Source organism: Saccharibacillus kuerlensis DSM 22868, assembly GCF_000378145.1.
GTDB lineage: Bacteria > Bacillota > Bacilli > Paenibacillales > Paenibacillaceae > Saccharibacillus > Saccharibacillus kuerlensis.
The window spans coordinates 58771-84249 of the sequence record NZ_KB899285.1; the positions used below are offsets into that span (position 1 = coordinate 58771).

The window sequence follows — 25479 nt, forward strand, 5'->3', positions numbered from 1 at the left end:
GCCGCTTGACGGCCAGCCAAAGGAGAGAAGTAATTTGTTTCAGGACATCACAATAGAAGAACTTTTGGCCAAGCGGAAAAGCGGAGAAATTACGACGATCGACGTCCGCTCTCCTTCCGAATACCGCAGCGCTTCCATACCGAACAGTGTAAACATCCCGCTTTTCGACGATGAGGAGCGCGCGGAAGTCGGCACGCTGTACAAGCAGGTCGGTATTGAACAGGCCAAGGAGCGCGGTCTGCAGATTGCCTCGGCCAAACTGCCGGAATTTATCCGGCAGTTCAAGGAAGTCGAAGGACAGAAAGCGGTCTTCTGCTGGCGTGGGGGCATGCGCAGCCGTACAACAGCGACCGTGCTTGACCTGATGGGAATTCGCGCTTACCGGTTGAACGGCGGCTTCCGCGCTTACCGCAGATGGGTTGTCGAACGGCTGGAGCATTTCGAACTGAATGTCCGGGCATTTGTGTTGAACGGCAACACGGGCAACGGCAAGACAGTCATTTTGCATCGTCTGCAAAGTGAAGGCTACCCCGTTATCGACCTTGAAGGTATGGCCGGACACCGCGGTTCCGTGTTTGGCGGTATCGGGGTCGAGGCGCGCAATCAGAAAACGTTCGACGCGCTGCTGCTCGAGCGTCTGCTGCTTATAGAGCCATCTCCATATATTCTGCTTGAAGCCGAAAGCAAGCGGATCGGCAAAGTTGAAGTGCCCGCATTTTTGATGGAGAAAAAGGAGCACGGCGTTCAACTGCGCATTGCGCTTCCGATGGAAGAGCGTGTGCGTCATATTCTCGAGGACTATCGTCCCGAGGAACATCCCGAAGCCTGCATGAATGCTTTTCTGCGTATCAAGCCGCATATTCACCAGCCGATCGCGGCAGAAATTCACAGGATGATGGAATCCGAGGAATACGCGGGTGCCGTGAAGCTGATGTTGGAATCTTACTACGATCCGAAGTACGAACATTCGGCCGATCGATTAAGTCCGGAAGCGACAATCGATATCCAGGCTGTTACGGCCGAGGAAGCCGCAGAGCAGATCAAGGAAATTCTGGCGAACGAGTTCGGCGGAAAATAAGAACTGCATTATGTAAAGACCCCTCCGGGGTCTTTAAGGTGTCGAGAAAGTCTTCTTTTGTGAGCAGACAGTAAGCGGAAGAGGAAATTCAATGAAGTACAGGCTTTCGGAGAAAGCCACTTCGGGAGCATATGCTGCTAGCGTTCGCCTTTGTGGTGCAAGTTCACCCAAAACCAGGATGTGAACTTGCACCGCTAATCGAGAAAATTCCACTAAAATTTGATCCTTTTTCTCGATTTCAACACGCGACCGGAACGAATTTCCTCTACGGATTCTCTACACATTGGACTTTCTCGACAACCTGAGACCCCTCCGGGGTCTTTTTTAATGTCTTCTTTTCGCCGCCTGATTTTTGAATTTGCCTATCCGGTTTTCTCTTCGGCTGTGATACAATGTTTTACGTTCTGTTTTCGGACGAGAGCATCAGAGCCGCCTGGAGGCGGCAGAAGCAGGAGGATTCATCATGAACCAGGTTCCTTTTATCGCGGTCGAAGGGCCGATCGGAGCGGGGAAGACGACACTCGCAACGATGCTGGCCGCGGAACTCAATATGCCCGTGCTTAAGGAAATCGTCGAAGAAAATCCGTTTCTGGACAAGTTTTATCAGAATATCGACGAATGGAGCTTTCAGCTCGAAATGTTTTTCCTGTGCAATCGGTACAAGCAGCTTGGCGATACCGAGTCACAGCTGATCCGGCAGGGAACGCCTGTCGTGTCGGATTATCATATTTACAAAAACTTGATCTTCTCCGAGCGTACTCTCAAAGGACGCGAACGTGAGAAATATCGTCAGATCTATCATGTACTGACGGACGACCTCACTAAGCCCGGCGTGATCGTGTACATCAAAGCCAGTCTGGAAACGCTGCTTGCACGCATTGCCAAGCGCGGCCGCTCATTCGAGCAGGCGATGGATGAGGCTTACCTCCAGCAGCTGATCGAAGACTACGAATCGGCAATGGCCTCGCTGGCCGTCACCGAACCGCAGACGACGATCATAACCGTCGACGGCGATGCCATGGACTTTGTGGCAGAGCCTCAACATTTCGCAGCCATTGTCGCCCAAGTCAAAGAAAGAATCACATAGGAACCCTATAGAAGGAGTACGACAATCATGACACATCCTCATATACCCTCCGATGCGCTGATTACGGTAGCCGGTACGGTTGGCGTTGGCAAATCGACGCTAACCGCCGCTCTTGCCGAGCGCCTCGGCTTCAAGACATCTTTAGAAAAGGTCGATCACAATCCATATCTCGAAAAGTTCTACCATGACTTTGAGCGCTGGAGCTTCCATCTGCAGATCTATTTCCTTGCCGAACGCTTCAAAGAGCAGAAAGCGATCTTCGAGGCCGGAGGCGGCTTCGTTCAAGATCGTTCCATCTACGAGGACACGGGTATTTTTGCCAAAATGCATGCCGATCAGGGCACGATGTCCGCCGTTGACTATGAGACGTATTCCAGCCTTTTCGAAGCGATGGTCATGACGCCGTACTTCCCGCACCCGGATGTTCTGGTTTACCTAGAAGGTAGTCTTCCTTCGATTCTCGGACGGATCAAAGAACGCGGCCGCGAGATGGAAGTGCAGACGGAAGTCTCTTATTGGGAGAAGATGCATACCCGCTATGCCAATTGGATTGAGAACTTTGACGCTTGTCCCGTACTGCGGCTCAATATTGACGAATATGATGTGAATGATCCAGGTTCGCTGGATGACATTATTGTTAAAATTGGAGAAAAAGTGGCGGAAGCCCGCAGGGGGAAGTCCGGTTTGAACGTCTAAAAGAAGCCTAACGATCAAAGCAGGGGAGGGACCGACATGAATGTATTTCGAATCTCGCCTTTTATCTGCGGGAGCAGCCGTATGGAGGCCTTTTTACAGGATTGTTACGTCAGTATCGGCTACCCCGGAATCGGAAATTTGGAGCAGGTCGGCAGCGAAGAGGTTTCTAAGCAGCTTCATCGGGTGTATGAATATGCAGGGACCAAGCTTGAGCGCCGCACAGATGACGTGGAACTCTTCGTACACGGCATGGAGGACGGCGATTATGTGTTGGTCCCGCACGGCGGAAGCGTCTGGCTTGGTGATCTCGGCGATTACTATTACCGCGAAGAGTACGACAGTGCGGAGGAGGCGACCTGCCATCGTCGCGGCGTCACTTGGCTGGGAGTACTGGCGGAAGAACAGCTCAGCCCGGTTCTGCGCGCCTGGATGACGGATGTGTCTGAAGGTACGGTTGTTCAATTCCCCCTGCCGACGGAATTGGCTGGACTTGAAGTCTTTGCAGCCGGGGTTCCGGGCGGACTTCTGCCGGGAGTCTCGCCGAATCTGCCGGTGCAATCCGGACCGCCGACAGATGCCGTTCCGCGTGTCAACGAAGAAACTCTTCATGAAGCGGTGAAGGTACTGCGGGAAGCGCTGGGAAGCAAAGATCCTCAGCTGCGCGTACGTGCTGCAGAAGCTCTGCTTCGATACGCCAAATAGACAGAAAGTGCCCTCCACCGGGAGCGGCATTTTTCTGCAGTTGGCTGGATGGTCGGCCGCCGTGCTAAGATCGAATAGGCTTTTCACATGACAAAAGAAAGCGGAGGCGGAATGCGTGGATTGGGATTTATTTTCTTTGTTTAAATCGATCCTGTTGGGTTTTGTGGAAGGAATGACCGAATTCGCTCCGGTGTCTTCGACTGGCCATATGATCGTTGTCGATGATCTGTGGCTGCAGTCAAAATTGTTTTTCGGCTCTGAAGAAGTTGCCAATACGTTTAAGGTTGTCATCCAGTTGGGATCCATCCTGGCGGTCGTGATTCTGTTCCGGGAGAAATTCTATCAACTGCTCGGTCTGAGGGGTCGGCATTCCGGAGCCCCGGCAGATACACCCAAGCTGAATCTGCTGCACGTGCTGATCGGACTGCTGCCGGCTGCCATTCTCGGTCTGCTGTTCAATGACTATATCGATGAGCATCTCTTCTCTCTGCGAACGGTGTTGGCTGCACTTGTGATCGGAGCGATTCTAATGATTGCTGCCGATATCGTCAATCGCAAATCGGGTCGTCAGATGATCGATACGGTAGACAAGATTACATACGGACGGGCACTTTACATGGGACTTTTCCAGTGTGTGTCGCTATGGCCAGGTTTCTCACGTTCCGGAGCAACCATTTCCGGAGGCGTATTAGTTGGGATGAGCCACCGTGCCGCAGCGGATTTCACATTTATTATGGCCGTGCCGATCATGCTGGGAGCAAGCTTGGTTTCACTCAGACACAGCTGGCAGTATTTTTCGCCGGAACTGCTGCCTTACTTTATTGCTGGATTTATAAGTGCCTTTGTATTCGCTGCAATCTCGATCCGTTTCTTCCTGAAGCTGATCAATCGGATTAAGCTTATACCGTTCGCGATCTACCGGATCGTTCTGGCAGCGGTAATCTACTTGGTATGGTTTTAATTTTTGAAAAGTTTTGAATTTTGAACAGCTGTAAATGTTTTAAGTCTGTGCAGACTGTAATCTGTACGGACTTTTTTTACGTCTATTTAGTCTCTTTTTTGCAAGGACAGAAAGTGAAATGTGACAATAATCCATATCATCTTGTAATGATTGTCCATAGACGGAACCAGGAATCATTTGATATGATCTCAATGATAATGATAACCATTATCATAAACTATCGTGTATACATAGGGGGATTATAATGTTCATTCGAAAACATTGGATAGCAGCTGCCGCTGTTCTACTGCTGCTTGTAATGATGCTCGCAGCCTGCGGCTCAACGAATACAGAGGAGACCGACGGAAGCGGTCAGGCCGCTGCTGCGAAGACCGAGGTGGCCGACAGTGGCACGAGCACGGCCGAGGGAGCAGCGTCAGATAAGAAAGAAGCAGGTGAGGAAGCGGCTGCGGAAGGCGAAATGCGCACCTATGCCAGTGTAAAAGGCGACGTCAGTATCCCAGCCAAGCCGCAGCGGATTGTGACCGATTACTACGCAGGCGAGCTGCTGACAGTGGGCGCGAATGTTGTAGGAGCGGAACCGAGCGTCAAGGACAATCCGTTTTTCGATGGCCTGTTGGAGAATACCGAAGACGTCGGCTATCCGACCAACCTGGAGAAGACGATGAGCCTTAAGCCGGATTTGATTGTTGTCATGTACGATGACCAGTATGAAGCGCTGTCTAAGATCGCACCGACCGTCTATATTCCGTATGGAACGGCAAGCACGGTCGAAGAAAACGTTAAACTGTTCGGCGAATTGACGGGTCGTACGGCCGAAGCTGACGCATTCCTGGCAGACTTTGAGCAGACGGCTGAAGAAGGACGCGCCAAACTGGCAGACGTTATCGACAAGAAGGCCACATTCGGTCTATACGAGATTACGAACAAAGGCGAGCTTTGGACATTTGGTGAAAATTCCGGACGTGCAGGACAGGCGATTTATAATGCGCTGGAACTGCAGATGCCGGAGAAGATCAAGACCGATGTCGCAGATAAAGAAGGCTTCCTCCAGCTCTCGATGGAAGTTCTGCCGGATTATGCGGCGGACTACATGTTTATCACTTCCTACGATCCGGAGAAAAAAGGTGACAAACTTAAAGAGCTTCAAGAATCCGCTGTGTGGAAAAACATTCCGGCAGTTAAAGACAATCATGTGTTCGTCAACGACTTCGACAAGTTCTACCGTTACGATCCGATTTCGATCAAGGGTCAGATTACGGAGATTGTGGATATGCTGGTGAAAAATGCGGAAGAAAACAAGTAAGTAAACGAGTAAGTAAGTGAACAAATAAGTAAGGAAGAATATTCGTATCCGAGTATTTGTTCAAAAATAGGAACCACTCAAACCCGTAGTCTGCATCTCATGCAGACGCGGGTTTTTCAATTATTTGATCGGTCGGCACGAATACGCGGCTTCCAGGTACTTTACATTCATATTCTGCGCCCGGTCCTGCATGCATGCATGCCGTGTCGCTGCAGCTTGGGTCGGAACAATAATGGGGACACTGTGGCACCTGCTAGTCGTTCGTCCGCTTCACTGGATGCATCAGACGCTCTTTCGTTCACCATTAGCATGGATTAGGAAGGAAGTATGGATGCCTATGGCTGTTTGGTTCCGTAATTTGTTTCGGTGAATGGTTTACAGTTTTGTCTCTTTTGCGCAAAACAATAGCAAGCGGTTTAATTTTGGGTACAATAACACAACGATGATCTTTTACCAGACCGCATATAAGGCAAAGTTTGTCGCTCTGTGCAACTTATCTTATGATGTTAGCGTCTAATGGTAGAGAAGAATCCGATCTATATTGGGCTAAGTTTTATATCGTGTCGAATACACGATGCATCAGGAGGGGGATACATGAACATGAAGAATTTAAGAAAATGGGTGGCAGTGCTAATGCTGTTGGCTTTGGTCGTCGGCAGCTTTTCCTTTGCAGGTTCCGCGCAGGCGGCTGGAAGCAGTGGGCAGCTAATCGTCATTAACAAAAAGACGAACAAATTGGCCTTTTTCGATAACGGGAAGTTAAAGTCTACATTCCCGGTCGCGACCGGAAAAACGAACGATTTGACACCGGAAGGCAAATTCAAAATCGTTAACAAAATTAAAAACCGTCCTTATTACACAGATGGCATTGCAGGCGGAGATCCCAAGAACCCGCTCGGCGATCGTTGGCTCGGTCTTGAAGTCGGCAGCACGTACGGCACGACTTATGCCATTCACGGCAATAACAACGAGAATTCGATCGGCAAATATGTCAGCGCCGGATGTATCCGGATGCATAATGACGATATCCGAGGACTATTCGAACAGGTTGACAGAGGAACATACGCTGTCATCACGTCGTCGAGCTTGAGTTTTGAGCAGATCGCAGCCAAGAACGGCTATTCGTTGAACGTAACCGACAAGTTTACCGGAAAAGTATTTGTAAACGGCAAGCTTCAGACTGTAAAAGATGACATCTTGATGATCGATTCCCGTCTGTACATGCCGCTGCGCGAAGGTCTTGAATTGTTGGGCGGAACGGTTAACTGGAACGCGAAAACAATGACAGTTACATCGAAAGTCGGCAGCAAAACGATTGTGCACAAAGCCAAGAGCAGTACGGCCAAAGTAAACGGCAAGTCGGTAAACATGACGGCTTCCCGTTTCGTCGGCAACAAGCTCTACATCCCGCTGCGTGATGTATCCAAGCTGTCCGGTTACACGGTGAAATGGTACGGCAAAGACAATATGGTTTCGCTGATCGCACCTAAGTAAACGAAGTACAGCTGTACAGATCTTGAGAAACTGTTCCAAACATGATCGGACAGTAGACAAGACGCCTTTTTCCTTCGGGAAAGAGGCGTCTTTTTGTTTGTGGACGTAGGCGATCCTATTAATCGCTATACTTCCGTCAAGACGCGAAGTATATAGGCGATCCTATTAATCGCTATACTTCCGTCAAGACGCGAAATATGTAGGCGATCCTATTGATCGCTATACTTCCGTCCTTCCATCTCTTCTCATCATCCTTCAAGATAAAGGTACAAGATTTCAAAAAGAACGGCGAAGGAGGATATTCAAATGTTCAACGCTCATACAGACCCTACCGTATATGCCAACATCCAAACTGAACTTTCCCGTATCGAACGGGAAGAGAGTGTCCGGATTCTCTACGCCTGCGAGTCCGGCAGCCGTGCGTGGGGATTTCCTTCTCAAGATAGTGACTACGACGTACGGTTTTTGTACGTCCACGAATCCCATTGGTATCTGTCCGTATTCGATCGTCGCGATGTAATCGAGCGTCCGATCAGCGATCAGCTTGATGTTAACGGTTGGGATCTGCGCAAAGCGCTGCGGCTGTTCCGCAAAAGTAATCCGCCGCTGTTGGAATGGCTGCAGTCGCCAATCGTGTATCGCGAGATCCCGAAAGCGGCGGATGACATTCGCTCGCTGTCCGGCCCTGCTTTTTCGCCCAAAGCCTGTACGTTCCATTACCTGCATATGGCCCGCGGCAATTATCGGGACTACCTGCAGGGAGAGACGGTCCGCAGCAAAAAGTACTTCTACGTGCTGCGTCCGCTGCTTGCCTGCGCCTGGATCGAACGGTTCGGTGAACTGCCGCCAATGGCGTTCAACACGCTTATAGATACGCTGCTGGAAGAAGGTGAGCTCAAAATGGCGATCGAACGGCTGCTGGAACGCAAAAAATCCGGCATCGAATTAAAAGAAGAATCTCGTATTGAAGTTATCAATCAATATGTAGAAACGCAAATTGATTATTATGAACAGAGGGCTCCGCGAATGCCGGACCATGGCGAATCGGTCGATGATCGGCTTGATCCGCTGTTTCGCTCCGTACTGCGTATGGTCTGGAACGAGCAGCATTCAAGGACATCGTCCAACTAAGCCCGTTACCGGTATTTTCGTGTCTGCAAAAATTCGAGCATAGGGTGGAGGAACATGCCGATGGCCAGCAGGATCAGCAGCAAAGGAGAATGCGTGCCGTAAAGCCATTCTTCGCCGACAATTGTCAGTAAGAGCATGGCAAGCAAAATGTAATAGCCGAGCATTCCGCTTCTTTCCGAGATGCGGCGGCCCAATTCTTCATCTTCTCGAATGCCGTCATCTTCTCCCTTGGTGCCCCAAGCGATGGTGGAAAAGAAAAGCGTAAGCGCGGTTCCGATTCCGATGATTTCGTTAGAGCCCGTTTCTTGTCCCGAGACGATCTTGTACAGCGTAGAGCCGATAATAACCAGCGCTCCTACGCCTGAAATCCAACGCATAACTTTTTTGATGGTCATCATTTATTCCTTCCTTTCGGTATAAAACATTGTTCCATACTCAGCCCCAGTGTTTGTGCCAGATCAAAGGCAAGCTGCAGACTGGGATCGTATTTGTCATTTTCAATCGCATTGATCGTTTGTCGGCTGACATTGCACAATTCAGCAAGCCTGCCTTGGGACAGTCCGAGCCGTTCCCGATGTTCCTTGATTCGATTTTGCATGGCAGGACCGCCTTTTATAAAGTAAGATTGCTCAAAGGTGTAAAACATGTTTGACACATTGAGTGTAAACGAAAAAAGATGGGATGTAAATATTTAGGTGCAACTGCGAACAACTGCCGCTGGTAATTAACGCGTATATGCGTTACCGTAAATAAAGAACAAGCAGGCGGCGAAAGGGGAAGAAGGAATGAATGCGATTGTGGAAGTCAGAGGAGTGCGTCTAGGGGAAGGTGTGCCGAAAATTTGCGTTTCGATGACCGGACGAACAAAGGAAGAGCTGCTCGAAGAAGCGGAACTGCTCCGCTCGATCAAGCCGGACTTTGCCGAATGGAGAGTCGATTTTTTCGAAGCGGTCGATTCGCTTGACGATTCGTTTGAAGAAATCCTGGCAGTGCTTGCGGAGCTGCGCGAGCTGCTGGAGAATACGCCACTGATCTTTACGTTTCGGAGTTCCCGGGAAGGCGGTCAGCGTGAACTGGCGGAGGACAAATATATCCGGTTGAACCGTGAAGCGGCGGCTTCCGGTCATGCCGATATGATCGACATTGAGCTGTTCATGGGAGAGAATATCGTACGCGAACTGGCAGCCGAGGTGCGCCGGATCGGCGCTCTGTCGATCGTATCGAATCATGACTTCCATGGTACGCCGTCCAAGGAGGAGCTGACGGCGCGTCTGCGTCTGGCACGCGAACTAGGGGCGGACGTGCCGAAGATTGCGGTTATGCCGCACAATCCCGGCGACGTATTGGCGCTGCTTGAAGCGACCTACATTGTCAGCTCAGACGGGATCGGTCCGATCATCACTATGTCGATGGACCGTACGGGCGTCGTCAGCCGAATTGCCGGCGGTACGTTCGGCTCTGCGCTGACCTTCGGCGCGGCGAAGAAGGCTTCGGCGCCAGGACAGCTTGCCGTAGCGGAGCTGCGAGGCATCTTGAATACGCTGTATGGCGGCTGAACAGCGAGCTGTAATCTATCGGTAGCTGACGATTAAGTATCGATGCTTAGGAAAATAAGCTTGATCCAAAGAAAATGCACCTCAAATGCTCATTGCTTACCCGGAAGGGTGCAATGAGCATTTTAAGAGATGCATTTTCTTTGCTCACTTGTTTATTGATAGGGTTGGCCTTATGCCGCTTCCCTAAACGTTCCTTCGTTCTTCTTAGCGGCAGGCTCCCTGGGACGTGCGCTGAAGCTCGACTTCCGGATTCAGCGTAATTTCAAATGCACGCCACCAGATAAAGCCTGGGTCGTTCTGAGGAAGCCGGACATTGGCGTACTGTGCAAAACGCCAGTCGCGGGAATTCGGTTCACTCTCGCCTTGAGGAATACCGAATCGGCGGATGATACACGCCGGCGACTGAGAGCCGATTCCAAATGCCGGCATGGCAGCCAGCTCATTCGTACGTGTCTGCATGTCGCGGCGCAGCAGATCCGTAAGGAACTCATAGTCTTCCGGCGTATTGAAGATCCGCATATTTTGATCGGCCGTAACATTTGTATAAGGAGTGCGGGCACGGGATTCTGTCCGGATACTGCCGATCTCCAGCGTCTTGTACGAATAATCTTTGAGGAAACGCTTGAACAGTAGCGAGCCGTGCGCATCCAGCGCGAGGCCCAGCTGACGTTCCTGCGTTTCTTTTTTGAGGAAAAAGAAACGTGACAGCGCCATTCCCAGCGAGATGCCGATTTTGTTGCCTGCCGTATTCCAGCCGCTGTATCCCAGCAGGCTGCCTGTCGCAGGAGAAGCCAACAGCTCCGGCGTAACGACCGTACCGGCCGAGCCGCCGCGCGTAAAGTCAACGACCAGCGTCGGGATATGCGCCGAGCGATTTGCTTCGATGTGCGCTATAGCGCTGCCGATTGCATCTTCGCTCGTGAGGGCGACGAGTTCAAGTTCCAACGTACCGTTCTGCACTGCGCTTTTTTCTGTCTCTGCGTTTATAGCTGTGCTTCTTGCTTCTTCTACTCCATTCGTCGCTGCTTCATTTTCCGCTGCTTCATTCGATGCTTCGCGTTCTGCTTCGAATCCTGTTCCACTCTCCGCTTCGCCGCTGACCGGCGACCGACCGTCTCCCGTATAAGCGCCGCCTGCAATATCGATATGCCGTAAAATATTCGTATGCACATCCATATATTCATACGAATTGACGATCTCCGATCCGTCCCGGCCGAAATAGCGGACAGCGACAATCGGCTTGGTAGGCTGCATATCCGCATACAGATAAGCAGCCATACGAGCCAAGAGAACATGACCCAATCCATCCGCATCTGGCAGAATCACGGCACGTTCCGAATTTTGCCCGCCGCTGCCGCCCAGCTGTTCGTCGATCTGTCTTTCAATCCAGTTAATCTCGTTCGCCTGCACGCCCTGAATGGAAGCATCGTCGACGCCGAAGGCGGCAAAATCTACGCCCGCGTCCCGAACAAGTGTCTCTAATACATAACGGTTGGTCTTAAACTTGCGTCGACGAGCATTATAATAGCGTTCCTTGTCAAAATGAACGGTTTCCGGATAAGGCGTGCCGTCCGGTTGAAGATCGTAACTTTCAAGAATATCGCCGAATTCCGTTCGCTCGGGACGAGGCTTCATCATAAGAGCGCGGGACTCGGTGTAGGCTTCGATACTGAGCCCTTCGGCCATTGTCGTTGTAGCGAGGCGCATGATCGTATCGAGCAGGAAGATTGGCTTGCCCGGATAATCGCGTTTGAGATCGGCGATAACGTTCAGAAGAGCTGTCGTATTCGGATCATAATCCGGATAGTCGCCGCCTCCGTCTTCACGCAGCCTGCGGCTGCCGATCAGCCCGCCGTAGGCGAGCATGTCGATCGAGATAATAAATCCATCGGCTTGGGACGCATTTTCCTTCAAGAATCGGCCTACTGCAGCTGAATCGCCATATACCGCTCCGCTTGTACCGATCACTTCCGTTCCTTCGACTTCGGCCTTATCGTCCATCCGATTGCGAATGATGCTGCGCTCCGGCGTCAATACCTCAAGACCTGCCGCTTTACCTTGAACAATGACATCATCAAGATTGGCCGGACGGTCGTCCAGCGGTACGTATACTACTTTTTTCATTGTAACCTCTCCTTTGGATTCAATTTGGCGCTTGATCCGAAGTTCAGGACCGACGTCGGTCGGAATGTTCCGCCTTCACTTAGGGAGGAGGAAAAGGACTCCTTTTTACAACCGGAATCCGAAAAAAATTATAAGAATCGAAAAAACCTCTATTCCGTCTACGCGTTTTTTACGCAAATGGTTGTGGATATGTCGGTTTACTCAAATTGGTTCTACCCAAAAGGCAAAGGTTATATTATACTTATTACGAACACTTGTTCTCAATTTGGTATGGGAGGCGAGAGAGATGGAAACAGAAACGATCGATCATTACCGGCAGGCATTGAAACGTGCAGCTTGGAGAGAACGTTATCGGCAGCGTGTTCGCTATGCGAGAGAATGGGCGTGGAGCGAAACGGGCAGAGAGAACATGGAAGCCGATCCGAATGTGCTGGGAGCAGAACTTTCAATGCGTGAGTATCTTGAACTTATTCCTTTTGACAATGGTAGGGAGGTAATTAAAGCGCTCTTTGCGGAAGGCAAGACAGAAACGGCCGCTGCAGCCGAGCTGCAGATCAGTCAGCAGGGGGTGAACAAGTGGAAACGGAAATCGCTCGAGCATCTGCGTCAGAGTCTGAGTTTGTAAGTCTACTGGAGCGTTCGCGGGCAGGTGATGCCGAAGCGCTGCAGAGCCTGGTTGAGCTGCTGGATCCCGATATTGAAAGACTCAGCCGGAAAATGATGATGGAGAAAAGCGATGCCAAGCAGACGCTTAAGACCGAACTCATTGCTATGGTATTTCGAAAAGAGTGAAGCATTTTATGTTTGTTTGGGAGCCAGGTGTGCCTCATTGGAACTTCCGTCAGCGTTTTTCATTGACTTATCAAACATCGGACCGATATAATAGCATGTGCAATAGATGGATATGCAAGTATATGTCGTGCAGTCGCAAGATAGCTTGGAAGAGGAGCGGAACTATGGAAAATGAGGCGGATACACTTGGATTTCGGCTGTCCAGAACTTACTTGGCTTATGCCAAAGCGGCGGGTAAAGTAACGGCAGCGGAAGATATGACGCCTGAACAATACGGTGTGCTGCACCGATTGACTCTCGTCGATGGCATATCGCAGAAGAAGTTGGCCAGTCTGCACGCACGCGACCAAACATCGATCAGTAAGGCGCTCGACAAGCTGGAACAGAAAGAGATGATTGTTCGTCGAGCCAACCCTGTTGATCGTCGAAGCGTGCTGGTCTATCTGACGGAAAAAGGACGGGAAACGGTAAATGTGCTGACCCCGCTTATGCAGTCACATAATGGCGAGGCTATCGAAGGGTTGTCGGAGGAAGAGTTGAACCTATTCATTCGGGTACTGGACCGTATATTCGGTAATCTGTCCGAATGAATTTTTTTGAGCGAATAGATGCATATTCATCTATTTGGATTTAAGGTAGCGTAGAAACACGAATTTTGTACCAAGAGGAGAGAAATAACGTTGAAACAAGCTTTTAGAACTTTAATGGGAATTACTCAAACCCGGATCGGAATCGTCTTTTCGCTGTTCGTTCCGCTTCTGTTCACTCTGCTATGGATGACTGGCTATCACGACGCGACTCAGCGAATCGATCAATTGAATGTCGCTGTCGTCAACGAAGCTGGAGAGGCAGGGACAGCCGTATCAGCGCAGATTGCCGCGAACGCACCGTTCCATACCGAATCCGTTAATCATGCCGATACGGCACAAGCGGCAATGGACGCCGGAGATTACTCGATGGTTATTGTCATTCCGGCAGACTTTGCTTCCGGTCTTCAGAACGGCTCGGCAAAGCTGACCTATTATATCAATCAGGGTACGTCAGAAGTGGCTTCGGCGATGGTTGAAGGTGCAGCTGCACGTCTGACTGCAGGGATGAACGAGGCCATCGCCGGAACTTCGGCGGCCGAGCCGGTGCAGTCTGAGATCGTTAAGACGCACGAACAGAACAACTTTGCAGTTACAATGCTGCCGATGATTCTTGGATTTATTCCATACATTGCGATGATGACGGCCAATATCCAGCTGAATATCTCGTCGCAGATTATGAAGCGAAACCATGGGAAATGGCAGATCTTCTGGAGTCGTCAACTGCTGCTCCTGCTGATTTCGGTCTTTGCACCGCTGATTATAATCGGCGTGGCTCAGCTGTTTGCCCAACCGGCCGCTTCCTTTGGAAGCATGTGGATGCTGCTTGGCTGCGTCTTCCTGGCAAGCGCATGCGTAACCCAAATGAGCTTCGCTTTGTTCGGAAATGCTGCTCCTCTGTTCAATGTCGCACTCGTGCCGCTTCAGCTGATGACAGCGGGCAACATCATTCCGGCCGCCATGCTGGCGCCGTTCTATCGTCACTTTGGCAGCTTCCTTCCCGCCCCGAACGGGATTCAAGGTTTTATGCGATTGATCTATAACGGCAGCGGAGCAGGTACATTTATGCTGCACCTTCTGTTGATTGCGCTCGTTACCTGGGCAGTCACCCTGCTGCGTGTACAGCTGCAAAATCCGGCTCCTTCGCCGGCCGCTGCAGGCGGACAGCCGGGAAGTGCCGCTGCGTCCCATTAATCGAAAGTTTGAGGACTGATGACCGTCATACGAATGTCGAATGTCGAATGTCGAACGCCGAGCAGGCAGGGCGAAAGGACGGAATGAAAGGTCAACATGATCAAAAGGAGCGGATTGTCTATGATTTATCGTCATCTTATGGTAGCTTACGATGGATCCGAACATGCGCTGCGTGGGCTGGAACAAGCTCGCGCCTTGGCAGGCGGAAAAGCTGCAATCGACATTGTATATGTCGATCCGGCGGAGTCGGAAGTGCTTGAAGAACCGCTGGTTTTCTACACGAACGATTTGGAAGAACGTTTAGACCGCGATATTCGGGAGCAGGAGGCAGCGCTGCGCAAGCTTGCGGAAGATATTCCGAATGCCCGAGGCGTTGTACTTGGAGGACATGCTGCTAAATCACTGCTTAAATATGCGGAAGAAACAGACGTGGATCTGATTGTCATAGGCAGTCGGGGACTGGACGGATTGCGGGAGCTGCTGCTCGGCAGCGTTAGTCATAATGTAGCCCAGCATGCGAAAGTGCCGGTATTGATCGTCAAATAAAAGAGGAGACTTCCGTCTCCTCTTTTTATTGATTTTTATTGGGGCCCAATAAATTATTTTTACGAAAATCACGAATGGACAGCGACAAAAGGCCGATTATTTCGTTCATACTTATAGGAGAACGGTTTGCATAAAAGCCGGATTTCACCCCACTCCAAGGAGGATTTACGATGAAAATCGAAACGGGACATGGAATCATCAGCATAACAGAGAAGGCGCTGCAAAAAATCGTGGCCGGAGCGATTGCCGAAACGGAAGGTGTCGCACTGACCGCGAACGAATCGGCGAGTCTGCCGGAACGGCTGCGTGCGGCAGGCCGAAATGGCCGCATTGCTCTGCGGATGGGAGAGGCAGGACTTGAGATCGAGCTGCGAATCGACGTACGATTCGGTATGCGCATCCAGGAAGTATGTCGAAAGCTCCGCGACAACGTTCGCCTTAGCGTAGAGAAGTTGGCTGGGCTGCCGGTCCATGTGATTGAGGTTGCTGTAGAAGGTCTGAGCGGGACGCGAGCCGACCGGGTCGGCGGAGCTTTTTCCGTCTAGTGACTTAAGGGGTTGAGCTTTTGCTTCCGGAGACACATAATAGACACAGAACTTTCTATCCTGTACAGGTCCAATGACGAAGTGGATCGGATAGGATACTATACCGGAAATGGAGCGCCGATTCTTGAAAACATTCAAAAAAGTCTATATCGAAATTACGAGCGTATGCAATCTGTCCTGCCACTTCTGCCCGCCGACGGCTCGTCAGGCGAAATTTATCAAGCCGGAAACGTTTGCGCAAATTTTGGACAAGATTGATCCGCATACAAATCATATCTACCTGCATGTCAAAGGTGAACCGCTGCTGCATCCGAAGATCGACGTACTGCTCGATTTGGCGAATGAGCGAGGTTTTAAGGTCAATATCACGACGAACGGAACCTTAATTGAGAAAAACCGTCATAAACTGCTCGGCAAGCCGGCACTGCGCCAGATGAACTTTTCGCTGCACAGTTTCGACGGTCATGCCGGCTCCACAGACCGCAACGGCTATCTGGCCGATATTTTGACATTTGTGCGTGACGCGTCGGAGCATGAAGTTTCGAACAAAGTCGTGTTTTCTTTCCGGTTATGGAACTTGACCGAAGACAATATGACCAACGCTGCACGCAGCCGCAACCGTGAGACGCTGGAACTGATTGAGCGCGAATACAATCTGGATTACCGGATTGAAGAGAAGTTTGAGCGGGGCAAGGGACTGAAGGTAGCGAATAACGTGTACCTCAATCAGGATCATGAGTTCCAGTGGCCGAGCCTGAGTGCACCGGAAGATGACGGAAAAGGGTTCTGTCATGCGCTGCGCAGCCATGCGGCCATTCTGGTCGACGGAACAGTTGTGCCGTGCTGCCTGGACGGGGAAGGCGTGATTAACCTGGGAAATGTGCTGGAACAGGAATTTACCGACATTATCGAGAGCAAACGCGCCAACGATATCGTCTACGGTTTCTCGCGTCGCGAAGCGGTCGAAGAGCTGTGCCGCAAATGTGGGTATCGGAAGCGGTTCGGAGCCTGAAGAGAAGACCCGGGAAGAACGGCGGAATCCGGACCGATAGTTGAATCGAAATGCGGCGAACAAGGCGAAAGTCCTGCATCGAACCTGCCGCCCAATCTAACGAATCCTCCTACCGTTATTCAGCCGCATTTTCGACTTTTCGAAATCTAACGAATCGTAGTCACGCTATCGAGCTGCCTGTAGAGCGAATCGGCTTTAAAATGAACGAATAAGGATATGAGGATTCTTTAAAACTTGAAAGTAGAGCGAAATAGCAGATTAGCGTGATAAGGATTCGTTAGCGGTAGGCTGTGTCGAGCAGAAAAGACGCAGAAATAGTGAAAAGCAGTCGTGCCATACAGGTACAGGTACAGGTACGACTGCGGTAAAGCTGAATATGCGATCATCGTTTATTTGATGGCGAGCAAATTGTAGAGACCGCTTCGGCGGTCTTTTTTTATGCACTCTTGTCAGCAGCCTGCACTTTCATTCCGCGCTTTTGGACTTTTATTCCGGGACCAAATCTACATTTCAAACTTTTACTCCGTGTTTTGATACCAAGCGTTCACTTCGTGTTTGATGGCAAGCGTCCAGTTCACGTTTTCGCGCTGTCTTGCCGAGCCGTCGTAAAAATTTCAACGAATCGATTTCCGTCATCATTCACAAATCCGAGTCATCCGCTTTGCTTTCCTGCACTTTTTTTCTCTATAATGAAAGAAAGCATGCAGAGGCAAACGGAGAGGATGAGCGGAATTGAGACAAAAGGCGATCGATGCATTTGTAAGAAATGACCGAGAACAGAAGTTGGCGGTCTGGGCGGACAGCCTGGCAGAGCGTTTTGCGGAGCGCGCCGCGAAGCACGACCGCGAAGGCTCGTTTCCATTCGAGAATTTCGAAGAACTTAAAGCAGCGGGTTACGCGAAGCTGACCTTGTCTGCGGAGCAGGGCGGCGACGGACTGTCGCTGTACGAATGGCTCCTGGTACAAGAACGAATTGCACGCGGTGACGGCTCAACCGCACTCAGCGCCGGTTGGCACGGCGGCATGATGCTGCATTATCGCGAGACCAATATTTGGCCGGAGCCAAGTTATTCGGATTTCTGCCGCGACGTTGCGGAATCGGGGGCGATGATCAACAAGTATGCCAGCGAGCGCGCGACCGGCAGCCCGACTCGCGGCGGTCGTCCGCAGACGACGGCCGTACGCGTCGACGGAGGCTGGAAGCTCACGGGGCGCAAGACGTACAGCACTTTAAGTCCGCTGCTGACGGACTATATCGTCAGTGCAGGTATCGAGAATTCGCCTGATGTCGGCGACTTTGTTGTGCGGCTGGGATCCGCAAATCCGGGAAGCGACACCGCTGCGAAATCGTGGAATGCCGATGTATCGGCCAGCTCGCCGTTTGCTTCCGGCGGCGCGGCACTACCGGATCGGACAGAAATCGCGCGCCGTGCCGAAGCTTCGGAGCGCCGAGCGGCCGCACTGCGCACCCAGGCAGGAGTAACGCTCGAAGAGACGTGGGATACGCTCGGCATGCGGGCAACCGGAAGCCATGATATTGTACTGCAGGATGTCTTTGTGCCGGACGAACAGGTAATGGGCATTTATACGATGGGACAGTCCAAAGGCGGCATCGACGATGGCGACGGCTGGCTGCTGCATATTCCGGCCTGCTATCTCGGTATTGCGTATGCGGCAAGGGATTACGCTCTAAACTTTGCGAAAAATTATACGCCGAACAGCCTGAAGGAGCCGATCGGAACGCTGCCGCATATCCGGCAGTGGATCGGTCAGATTGAAAGCGAACTTCGTCTGGCGCGTACGGCGCTGTATGATATTGCGGATCGTTGGGATCGCTATCCGGAAGAACGAGCCTCAATGCGTCCCGAATTCGGCTGGGTGAAGTATAACGCCACTCATCTCGCCGCACAGGTCGTCGACAAATCGATGAAGATTGTCGGAGGCTCCAGCTTGTCGAGAAGCGTGCCGCTGGAACGCTATTACCGCGATGTGCGGGCCGGTCTGCATAATCCGCCGATGGAAGACGCCGTGCTGCAGACGTTGGCGCGTACGGCGCTGGAAGAGTAGCACAGAAACGGATCAGATCAAAGACTGAATTTGCTGTCCAAAGACAGCAGGCGATCGACCCACTCTTCAAGCCGACGCTGTACGACCGATAGTTCCTCGTCGATCGGCATGAGCAGATGGCGCTCTGCCGGGGGCAGCAGCGGGATAAGCCGCAGGGCGAGCTCGTCGCCATTGGACTGTCCGAAATAGTAGACATACAAGGCTTCTCCGCCGAGCGTATGGGTGACCAAAAAAGAAAATTCCAATTCGTCCCGGAATACTTCGGCATGTCCGCGAATATTCGGATTTCCAAAAACATGTGTGCCTTTCAGCTTGCCGAGTTTGTATAAAAATCCGTCCAGCTGCGCCTGCGTCAGATGATAATCTTCCATGTAATAACTTTCGAAGGGCTTGCCGGGGCAGGTATCGAACGTTTCAAGATTCAAGACAAATTCTGCCCCCTTGCGCAGCACAGGATTGTGATAATCCCAATTTGGAGAGTCTAAAATGTAAGGTTTCAGCAGAGTCCGGACCAAATAATCCATGTTACTGTGGTCCAGATTCGATCCGTAGGTAATCAGCAGCTTACGCTTACGGATTTCGGTGAGGTTTTCATAATTGACGATAGGGATTGCTCCTTTGTATATACTTTTTCGTAATGGGGTTCAGATACTTGAACGCCCCTGATTTATCTGTCGTTACGATACAGATTCGTCAAGGATTCGTCACGAATTCGTCGATTTTTCAATTTATTGACCCGTAGGGTCTTTTCCGGGGTAATCATAGGTTAGAGGTTTAGCGGCCGAAGACGGATCCGCTGAGCCGCTCGATCACGGAAGGAGCGTGCAAGCATGGCAAAAGTGATTATGGGTAAAGTTCGTTCGAACACGCAGGGGGACGGCAGAGCAACGCTCGGCACCTATCTGTTCGACTGCCTGAAAAAAGAAGGCGTGACGGAAGTATTCGGTGTGCCAGGCGATTACAATTTTACGCTGTTCGATACGCTGCAGCAGTGTGAAGGAATTAAGGCGGTGCCTACCCGAAACGAGCTGAACGGCGGATATGCTGCCGATGGCTACGCGAGGGTCAAGGGTCTGGCAGCGCTGATTACGACGTTCGGGGTAGGCGAATTGAGCGCGGCCAACGCAATTGCAGGGGCTTACAGCGAGAATATCCCAATAATTCATATTGTCGGTTCGCCGAAATCGGAGAAGCAAAAGCAGCACAAATTTATGCATCATACACTAATGGATGGCGATTACGATGCCTTCCGCCGGGTATTCGAGCCGATCTCGGCCTATACGGCTGTGCTTACGCCGAGCAATGCAATGGCAGAAATCCCTAAGGCGATCTCTATCGCCAAACGGACGAAGAAGCCGGTCTATCTGTCGGTTGCCCTTGATCTGGTACAGCAGCCGCTTTCGACGAAGGTACCAAAGCTGGAACAGGCAAAAACAAGCGAGTCTTCGCTGAGATCGGCGTCGAAACAGGCTCGCAAGATGCTTAAGCCTGCCAAACAGGTAGTGCTGCTTAGCGATGCCAAGGTGAAAAGCTGGGGCTGGGAATCGCTGGTACGCGAAGTGGCAGAGAAGATGCAGATTCCCGCTGCCTCGACGACAATGGGCAAGGGAGGTTTCGACGAAAGTCATCCGAATCATATCGGGATGTATGGAGGGGCATTCGGCAGCAAGAAAGTACAAGAAGTTGTCGAAAGTGCCGACTGCCTGATTGTAGCGGGTTTCGTGCCTTCGGATGTCAATCTGGCCAATGAAACGGCTCAACTGAATCCGAAAAAGATGATCATTGTGCAGCCGGAATCGGTAACGATTGGCGGCCAGGAGTACAAAGACATTCTGGGCGAAGATATGCTGCGCGAATTGTCGGCTCTTGGGTTGACCGCGGAACCTCCGATTCCTGCCGCCGATCGTCCGTATAACAGCGGTACACAGCTCGACGGCAGCCACCCGCTGACGGCGCAGGAATACTATCCGTTGATTCAGCGTTTGCTGCAGCCGGGCGATATTGTTATTGCGGAGACGGGTACATTCGCTTACGGGCTGTCGCAAACCCAGCTGCCGCAGGGAGCGACCTACATCGCGCAGGGAGGTTGGCAGAGTATCGGTTATGCAACACCGGCCGCGCTTGGTGCCTGCATGGCCGCGCCAAAACGGCGGGTTCTGCTGTTCACAGGCGACGGATCGCTGCAGCTGACCGTGCAAGAGCTCAGCTCTATGATGGAATACGGGTGCAAACCGATTGTTTTCGTATTGAACAACGGCGGGTATACGATTGAAAAGTATTTGAACTTCCGTGTACCGGTCGAAGATCAACCGTATAACGAAATTCCGGGATGGAATTATACGAAATTGGTCGAAGCATTCGGCGGTAACGCTCATACGGAACAGGTACGAACGATCGGAGAATTGGCTCGGGCTTTCCACGATTCCGAACTTCAGCGGACAGATAAGCTGTGCTTAATCGAGATGATTGTGCCTGATGATATGGACGCGCCTGAATACTTGAAGCTTATGAGCGATGAATTAGAAAAGCAGGAAAAAGGCTGAAGATAGCCCATTCGGCAGTAAAAGCTGTTCCTCATTAAATATACAGACTGTGCTGTCGATTTCCCTTACCGGGAAGTCGACAGTTTTTTTATGATTCAACAAAAAATAGTCCGGAGTACTGAAACTTTAGACTCTGCCTAAGCGTCTATATTATTGATGCGCCTGTAAGGCGCTTTTTACATTTTGAAGATAAGGGGAGATATGAGGTGGAACAAGGATGATGGCAAAAGGCAGAGAAATGGCATTCGGCAGATTATTGGTTGCGGCGGTTCTTGCTTTGGCGGCGGTGTTTTTCTTGTCGGTTCAGGTCAGTCAGGCAGCTTCGACGACGAAGATCGTAATTGATGACAGGGAAGTGACCGATGCCAGAGACGTACTGACTGTAAAAGGGACAACAATGGTTCCGATTCGAGTAATCTCGGAAGAGCTGGGATACCCGGTAGGATGGAATTCCGGCAGCCGACAGGTGACGGTCGGAGCTTCAAGCGATCAAGTCACGCTGACACTCGGAAGTCGTTCGGCAATCTCGGGGGCCGGAACAGTTACGCTCGAACAAGCTCCTTTCTTACAGGCGAATACAACGTATGTACCGCTTCGCTTTGTAAGTACGGAGATGGGCCTTAAAGTCAAATGGGACAACAAAGTAAAAACGGTGTACCTGCAGTCCCCGCTTCCTCTTGAAGCGCCGCGGCCTTCCGTACCGAATGACAACGGCAGTCAGCCGGCGCCGGGCGGTATGCCGAATACGGCTGCGTTGGTCGAGCAGGTCAGCTTCAGCGAAAACCGTCTGATGATTGGACTCAGCGGCAGTGTTACGCCGAAAGTCTCGGCGATCGGTTCACCGAACCGGATCGTCATCGACCTGCCGGACACTTCGTTCAGCCCGGTATTCGCCGAAGGACAAGGGCTGCTGATCGGTCAGCAGGGCAGTATCGCCGCACAGGGATCTGCCGATGTGAGCGGCATCCGCTTCGCACTCAACAATGATTCGCCGATGCGGGTGCGGATTGTTATCGATTTGAACAAGGCCAAAAATTACGAAACGTATCGGGAAGGCAATCTGTTCTTCATCGATCTGAACAAGGCCGGCGGAACTTCCACGCCAGGGGTCGGAGACAATGGCAAAAGAATCGTCGTTATCGATCCTGGACATGGCGGCGAAAAACCGGGTGCTATCTATACCGGCGGACCGACGCTTAAAGAGAAGGACGTTAACCTGGATATGGCACTTAAGGTCGAAGCGCTGCTGAAGCAGGTTGAAGGTCTGGATGTCGTCATGACGCGCAGTGACGACACGGACGTGTCGCTTCAAGGACGGGTGGACATTGCCGAAAGTCTCGATGCCGACATTATGGTTTCGATTCATGCAAACAGCATGCCGCGCGGTACCAAGCCGACGAGCGGTACGGAAACCCTGTATACCAAGCCCGAGAGCAAGACATTGGCGGAGACGATCCACAAGCATGTGATCCAAGCGACTGGACTGCCGGATCGGAGGGCAAAATACCAGAATCTGTATATTGACCGGAGATCGAATCTGCCGACCGCATTGGTCGAAACAGGCTTCCTGTACGCCGGAGGCGATGTGGAGAAGATTACGGACCCGGCATGGCAGAATCGGGTAGCCGCTGCGATTGTGGCAGGCATTCGAGAATATTTGGATTTATAAATCAAAAGAGGACCGCCATTTGGCGGTCCTTTTGATTTGCCTGAAAAACTCGTGACTTCAACTGTCGTCTTATCGGTTAAAAGGACTTAGACCTCTGCAGTTGTATTCAGGTAGGCGGGATAAAAAGGAGCGGATCGAATAAGATGAGGGCGGAAAATACAGGATCGCCAAACAAAGACACCGGCCGCAAGAAAATTTCTGACAGTGGATCGCTTTCACCGTTAGCGCTGTGTCTGCTCGCTTACGGAACTGCCGGGATCGTATCGGGAATGCTGCTCGGTCTGATGCTTAAAGCGATCCAGACGATGACCGGACACCGTGTATATCGGCTTCTGCTGAATGCGGACTATGTGCCGGTACTAAAAGAATTCCGTTTAAGTGAATGGACGGAGTTCGTGATTCATCTGGTAATCTCTGTAGTGCTCTGCATTGTACTGGGCCTGCTTTGGCAGAGAAGATCGCGTAACAAGATTCCTTCTGCGCAGCAAATGGTAGGCGTAACAGCAGCGATTGGTGCCCTGATCGGCCTGCTTCTGTATCCGACGACGCTGTTGTCCGCAGGAGGCACGCCGCCAATCGACAGTCTGCCTGCATGGTTGTGGTGGGGTGTTATACATCTGCTGTACGGTGCCGCATCCGGTCTGCTGCTGCATACAATTCTCACACTGCGTGTACTTCGTCCATATTCGTAATATTCCAACGTTTTCCGCCCTTGGAAATGTACAGTTGAAGTGAGGGTGAGACGTTTCGAAGAATATGGAGAGTGTTTCTTGTTCAAACAAGCATGCCTACTGCTGCGCCAATTGTAAATTAAATATTAAAATTATAAGCAAAAATAGTGACACAGGATATGAATTGCCTTATAATTTAGACGATTAAGAAATGAAACAGCACAAAAAAGTACTGGTACAAGGAGGGCTTGGTTATTCTATCCCTGCAGAAAGTCAGTAAGACGTACACGGCGCAGGGCCAGACGTTTCAGGCCGTCCTTCCCGTCAGCATGGAAATTGAGACGGGCGGCATCTACGGCATTATCGGCACAAGCGGGGCAGGAAAATCGACGCTGCTGCGTCTGATGAACCTGCTGGAACGGCCGGACAGCGGTCACGTCCTGTTGGAAGGCCGCGATCTGATGACGATGAGCGAACGAGAACTGCGTGAAGCGCGCCGTTCAATGGGCATGATTTTTCAGCAGTTCAATCTGGTTCACAATCGAACGGTGCACGGTAATGTTGCATCGGCGTTGGAGCTGGCGAGAACGCCCAAACGGGATCGCGAGCGTCGAGTCATGGAAGTGCTGAGTTTCGTTGGCCTTGAAGACAAAGCGAAGCAGTACCCGGCACAGCTGAGCGGCGGTCAGAAACAGCGAGTGGCGATTGCCCGGGCGCTGGCAAGCAGTCCGAAGCTGCTGCTGTGCGACGAACCGACCTCGGCGCTCGACCCTCAGACGACGGAAGATCTGCTGAACGTGCTGATGCATATCAACCGGACGCTCGGGGTTACAATTGTTATTGTCACACATGAGCTGGAGGTTGTTCGACAGATTTGTACGCATGTATCAGTGATGGAGATGGGCGAGGTCATTGATACGTTCGATCTGCCGAAGCGTGAAGGAGAAAGCGTTCGTCCTAAGCTCTCCTATCGTGAGCAGATCCTGGGGACTGTCGGCAAGGAGGCAGAATTATGACTCTTGATCGGTTTATGGAAATATGGGCTCAGTATGATGATCAGATCTGGGAAGCAATTGGCCAGACGTTCTATATGGTTGGAATGTCGACCCTTGCGGCCATAATTCTGGGCATTCCGCTAGGAACGCTAATCTATTTGACGCGGCCAGGCGGTATGCTGGCGAATCGTCCCACATCGGTATTCCTGAATACACTGGTCAATGTGATTCGATCTTTTCCTTTTCTGCTGTTGGTCGTCTTCATGTTCCCACTGACAAGAGCGATTGTCGGGACGACAATTGGAACGACGGCAGCAACTATTCCGCTTGCGATCGTGGCGGTAGCCGGCTATTCGCGGCTCGTCGAACAGGCGTTGGTGGAAGTACCGCGCGGCGTCGTAGAAGCAGCCCGATCAATGGGGGCTTCGCGCTTAGAGATTGTGTATAAATTTCTGTATGTGGAAGCCCGTTCCGGACTGGTTCTGGGACTGACGACTTCCATTGTTAGCTTCATCTCCTATTCTACGGTCGTTGGCATCGTCGGAGGCGGCGGAGTAGGCGATTTTGCGATCCGCTACGGCTACCAACGCTTCGAGATGGATGTCACAATCTGCATGATTGTGCTGATGATCCTGCTGGTTCAGATTGTGCAGGTCGCTGGTAGTACCCTTTCACGCAAGATCGACAAACGATAACCGGTAATTCGGCAACAACACACTTATA

The 25479-nt window shown here is 51.3% G+C and carries 26 protein-coding genes; 22 read left to right on the forward strand and 4 right to left on the reverse strand.

Annotated elements, in window-relative coordinates; genetic code table 11:
* The first annotated feature begins 34 nt into the window (after positions 1–34).
* The 8 genes from mnmH to F456_RS0111325 all read left to right on the forward strand — a co-directional run bounded on the left by mnmH (position 35) and on the right by F456_RS0111325 (position 8455).
* Positions 35–1078 carry a tRNA 2-selenouridine(34) synthase MnmH gene (gene mnmH, locus F456_RS0111290; protein WP_018977139.1) on the forward strand — a complete coding sequence of 348 codons (1044 nt, stop codon included), beginning with the start codon at positions 35–37 and terminating at the stop codon, positions 1076–1078.
* Positions 1079–1541: 463 nt separating this feature from the next.
* Complete coding sequence (locus F456_RS0111295; protein WP_018977140.1) at positions 1542–2165, forward strand: deoxynucleoside kinase; 624 nt, start codon at positions 1542–1544, stop codon at positions 2163–2165.
* Between the two features lie 27 nt (positions 2166–2192).
* Positions 2193–2861, forward strand: coding sequence for a deoxynucleoside kinase (locus F456_RS0111300; protein WP_018977141.1), 669 nt, complete (start codon positions 2193–2195; stop codon positions 2859–2861).
* 36 nt (positions 2862–2897) lie between these two features.
* Positions 2898–3563: a hypothetical protein gene (locus tag F456_RS22405; RefSeq protein ID WP_018977142.1), complete on the forward strand. Its 666-nt coding sequence runs from the start codon at positions 2898–2900 to the stop codon at positions 3561–3563.
* Between the two features lie 115 nt (positions 3564–3678).
* On the forward strand, positions 3679–4524 hold the full coding sequence (locus F456_RS0111310; protein ID WP_018977143.1) for an undecaprenyl-diphosphate phosphatase: 846 nt from the start codon (positions 3679–3681) through the stop codon (positions 4522–4524).
* A 244-nt stretch (positions 4525–4768) separates the two neighbouring features.
* Positions 4769–5830 carry an iron-hydroxamate ABC transporter substrate-binding protein gene (locus tag F456_RS0111315; protein ID WP_018977144.1) on the forward strand — a complete coding sequence of 354 codons (1062 nt, stop codon included), beginning with the start codon at positions 4769–4771 and terminating at the stop codon, positions 5828–5830.
* Between the two features lie 594 nt (positions 5831–6424).
* Positions 6425–7324, forward strand: a complete 900-nt coding sequence (locus F456_RS0111320; protein ID WP_018977145.1) for a L,D-transpeptidase family protein — start codon at positions 6425–6427, stop codon at positions 7322–7324.
* Between the two features lie 306 nt (positions 7325–7630).
* Positions 7631–8455: a nucleotidyltransferase domain-containing protein gene (locus F456_RS0111325; protein WP_018977146.1), complete on the forward strand. Its 825-nt coding sequence runs from the start codon at positions 7631–7633 to the stop codon at positions 8453–8455.
* 5 nt (positions 8456–8460) lie between these two features.
* Here the strand turns inward: F456_RS0111325 and F456_RS0111330 are convergent, their stop codons facing one another.
* Both F456_RS0111330 and F456_RS0111335 read right to left on the reverse strand, forming a co-directional pair.
* Positions 8461–8853, reverse strand: a complete 393-nt coding sequence (locus F456_RS0111330; RefSeq protein ID WP_018977147.1) for a hypothetical protein — start codon at positions 8851–8853, stop codon at positions 8461–8463.
* Positions 8850–9053 (reverse strand): helix-turn-helix transcriptional regulator, encoded by a 204-nt coding sequence (locus F456_RS0111335; protein ID WP_018977148.1) that lies wholly within the window; start codon positions 9051–9053, stop codon positions 8850–8852. The genes F456_RS0111330 and F456_RS0111335 overlap by 4 nt, the downstream gene beginning before the upstream one ends.
* Before the next feature lie 187 nt (positions 9054–9240).
* Between F456_RS0111335 and aroD the strand changes: the two genes are divergently transcribed.
* Entirely contained in the window at positions 9241–10011 is a 771-nt protein-coding gene (gene aroD / locus F456_RS0111340; RefSeq protein WP_018977149.1) for a type I 3-dehydroquinate dehydratase, read from the forward strand.
* A 204-nt stretch (positions 10012–10215) separates the two neighbouring features.
* Here the strand turns inward: aroD and F456_RS0111345 are convergent, their stop codons facing one another.
* A complete protein-coding gene (locus F456_RS0111345; protein WP_018977150.1) occupies positions 10216–12135 on the reverse strand; it encodes a DUF4127 family protein in 1920 nt (639 codons plus the stop codon).
* A gap of 286 nt (positions 12136–12421) precedes the next feature.
* Between F456_RS0111345 and F456_RS0111350 the strand changes: the two genes are divergently transcribed.
* The 8 genes from F456_RS0111350 to F456_RS24810 all read left to right on the forward strand — a co-directional run bounded on the left by F456_RS0111350 (position 12422) and on the right by F456_RS24810 (position 18878).
* On the forward strand, positions 12422–12760 hold the full coding sequence (locus tag F456_RS0111350; protein WP_018977151.1) for a hypothetical protein: 339 nt from the start codon (positions 12422–12424) through the stop codon (positions 12758–12760).
* Positions 12712–12927: a helix-turn-helix domain-containing protein gene (locus tag F456_RS22410; protein WP_018977152.1), complete on the forward strand. Its 216-nt coding sequence runs from the start codon at positions 12712–12714 to the stop codon at positions 12925–12927. The genes F456_RS0111350 and F456_RS22410 overlap by 49 nt, the downstream gene beginning before the upstream one ends.
* 164 nt (positions 12928–13091) lie before the next feature.
* The gene (locus tag F456_RS0111360; RefSeq protein ID WP_018977153.1) at positions 13092–13517 is read left to right on the forward strand and encodes a MarR family winged helix-turn-helix transcriptional regulator; all 426 of its coding nucleotides are present in this window, start codon (positions 13092–13094) and stop codon (positions 13515–13517) included.
* Between the two features lie 90 nt (positions 13518–13607).
* On the forward strand, positions 13608–14708 hold the full coding sequence (locus F456_RS22415) for a YhgE/Pip domain-containing protein (RefSeq protein ID WP_229675632.1): 1101 nt from the start codon (positions 13608–13610) through the stop codon (positions 14706–14708).
* A gap of 120 nt (positions 14709–14828) precedes the next feature.
* Entirely contained in the window at positions 14829–15254 is a 426-nt protein-coding gene (locus tag F456_RS0111370; protein WP_018977155.1) for a universal stress protein, read from the forward strand.
* A gap of 170 nt (positions 15255–15424) precedes the next feature.
* Positions 15425–15799 (forward strand): Asp23/Gls24 family envelope stress response protein, encoded by a 375-nt coding sequence (locus tag F456_RS22420; RefSeq protein WP_018977156.1) that lies wholly within the window; start codon positions 15425–15427, stop codon positions 15797–15799.
* A gap of 124 nt (positions 15800–15923) precedes the next feature.
* A complete protein-coding gene (locus tag F456_RS0111380) occupies positions 15924–16811 on the forward strand; it encodes a radical SAM/SPASM domain-containing protein (RefSeq protein ID WP_026293827.1) in 888 nt (295 codons plus the stop codon).
* A gap of 732 nt (positions 16812–17543) precedes the next feature.
* Positions 17544–18878, forward strand: a complete 1335-nt coding sequence (locus F456_RS24810; RefSeq protein ID WP_018977158.1) for an acyl-CoA dehydrogenase family protein — start codon at positions 17544–17546, stop codon at positions 18876–18878.
* Between the two features lie 17 nt (positions 18879–18895).
* Here F456_RS24810 and F456_RS0111390 read toward each other — a convergent pair whose 3' ends face one another.
* On the reverse strand, positions 18896–19303 hold the full coding sequence (locus F456_RS0111390) for a hypothetical protein (RefSeq protein WP_018977159.1): 408 nt from the start codon (positions 19301–19303) through the stop codon (positions 18896–18898).
* A 405-nt stretch (positions 19304–19708) separates the two neighbouring features.
* On the opposite strand from F456_RS0111390, the gene F456_RS0111395 reads away from it, so the two are divergent.
* From F456_RS0111395 to F456_RS0111415, 5 genes are all read left to right on the forward strand, one after another.
* Positions 19709–21421 carry an alpha-keto acid decarboxylase family protein gene (locus F456_RS0111395; RefSeq protein WP_018977160.1) on the forward strand — a complete coding sequence of 571 codons (1713 nt, stop codon included), beginning with the start codon at positions 19709–19711 and terminating at the stop codon, positions 21419–21421.
* Positions 21422–21638: 217 nt separating this feature from the next.
* Positions 21639–23090 (forward strand): N-acetylmuramoyl-L-alanine amidase family protein, encoded by a 1452-nt coding sequence (locus F456_RS0111400; RefSeq protein ID WP_018977161.1) that lies wholly within the window; start codon positions 21639–21641, stop codon positions 23088–23090.
* Positions 23091–23233: 143 nt separating this feature from the next.
* The gene (locus F456_RS22425) at positions 23234–23782 is read left to right on the forward strand and encodes a hypothetical protein (RefSeq protein WP_018977162.1); all 549 of its coding nucleotides are present in this window, start codon (positions 23234–23236) and stop codon (positions 23780–23782) included.
* A 233-nt stretch (positions 23783–24015) separates the two neighbouring features.
* The gene (locus F456_RS22430; protein WP_229675649.1) at positions 24016–24777 is read left to right on the forward strand and encodes a methionine ABC transporter ATP-binding protein; all 762 of its coding nucleotides are present in this window, start codon (positions 24016–24018) and stop codon (positions 24775–24777) included.
* Positions 24774–25451 (forward strand): methionine ABC transporter permease, encoded by a 678-nt coding sequence (locus F456_RS0111415; RefSeq protein WP_018977164.1) that lies wholly within the window; start codon positions 24774–24776, stop codon positions 25449–25451. Before F456_RS22430 ends, F456_RS0111415 begins: the two co-directional genes overlap by 4 nt.
* Positions 25452–25479: the final 28 nt, after the last annotated feature.

Bases quoted from the DNA above. Each gene is read 5' to 3' on its own strand.
- F456_RS0111295 (WP_018977140.1), top strand. From the start codon at position 1,542: ATGAACCAGGTTCCTTTTATCGCGGTCGAAGGGCCGATCGGAGCGGGG.
- F456_RS0111300 (WP_018977141.1), top strand. From the start codon at position 2,193: ATGACACATCCTCATATACCCTCCGATGCGCTGATTACGGTAGCCGGT.
- F456_RS22405 (WP_018977142.1), top strand. From the start codon at position 2,898: ATGAATGTATTTCGAATCTCGCCTTTTATCTGCGGGAGCAGCCGTATG.
- F456_RS0111315 (WP_018977144.1), top strand. From the start codon at position 4,769: ATGTTCATTCGAAAACATTGGATAGCAGCTGCCGCTGTTCTACTGCTG.
- F456_RS0111320 (WP_018977145.1), top strand. From the start codon at position 6,425: ATGAACATGAAGAATTTAAGAAAATGGGTGGCAGTGCTAATGCTGTTG.
- F456_RS0111325 (WP_018977146.1), top strand. From the start codon at position 7,631: ATGTTCAACGCTCATACAGACCCTACCGTATATGCCAACATCCAAACT.
- F456_RS0111330 (WP_018977147.1), bottom strand. From the start codon at position 8,853: ATGATGACCATCAAAAAAGTTATGCGTTGGATTTCAGGCGTAGGAGCG.
- F456_RS0111335 (WP_018977148.1), bottom strand. From the start codon at position 9,053: ATGCAAAATCGAATCAAGGAACATCGGGAACGGCTCGGACTGTCCCAA.
- aroD (WP_018977149.1), top strand. From the start codon at position 9,241: ATGAATGCGATTGTGGAAGTCAGAGGAGTGCGTCTAGGGGAAGGTGTG.
- F456_RS0111345 (WP_018977150.1), bottom strand. From the start codon at position 12,135: ATGAAAAAAGTAGTATACGTACCGCTGGACGACCGTCCGGCCAATCTT.
- F456_RS0111350 (WP_018977151.1), top strand. From the start codon at position 12,422: ATGGAAACAGAAACGATCGATCATTACCGGCAGGCATTGAAACGTGCA.
- F456_RS0111360 (WP_018977153.1), top strand. From the start codon at position 13,092: ATGGAAAATGAGGCGGATACACTTGGATTTCGGCTGTCCAGAACTTAC.
- F456_RS0111370 (WP_018977155.1), top strand. From the start codon at position 14,829: ATGATTTATCGTCATCTTATGGTAGCTTACGATGGATCCGAACATGCG.
- F456_RS22420 (WP_018977156.1), top strand. From the start codon at position 15,425: ATGAAAATCGAAACGGGACATGGAATCATCAGCATAACAGAGAAGGCG.
- F456_RS0111395 (WP_018977160.1), top strand. From the start codon at position 19,709: ATGGCAAAAGTGATTATGGGTAAAGTTCGTTCGAACACGCAGGGGGAC.
- F456_RS0111400 (WP_018977161.1), top strand. From the start codon at position 21,639: ATGATGGCAAAAGGCAGAGAAATGGCATTCGGCAGATTATTGGTTGCG.
- F456_RS22425 (WP_018977162.1), top strand. From the start codon at position 23,234: ATGAGGGCGGAAAATACAGGATCGCCAAACAAAGACACCGGCCGCAAG.
- F456_RS0111415 (WP_018977164.1), top strand. From the start codon at position 24,774: ATGACTCTTGATCGGTTTATGGAAATATGGGCTCAGTATGATGATCAG.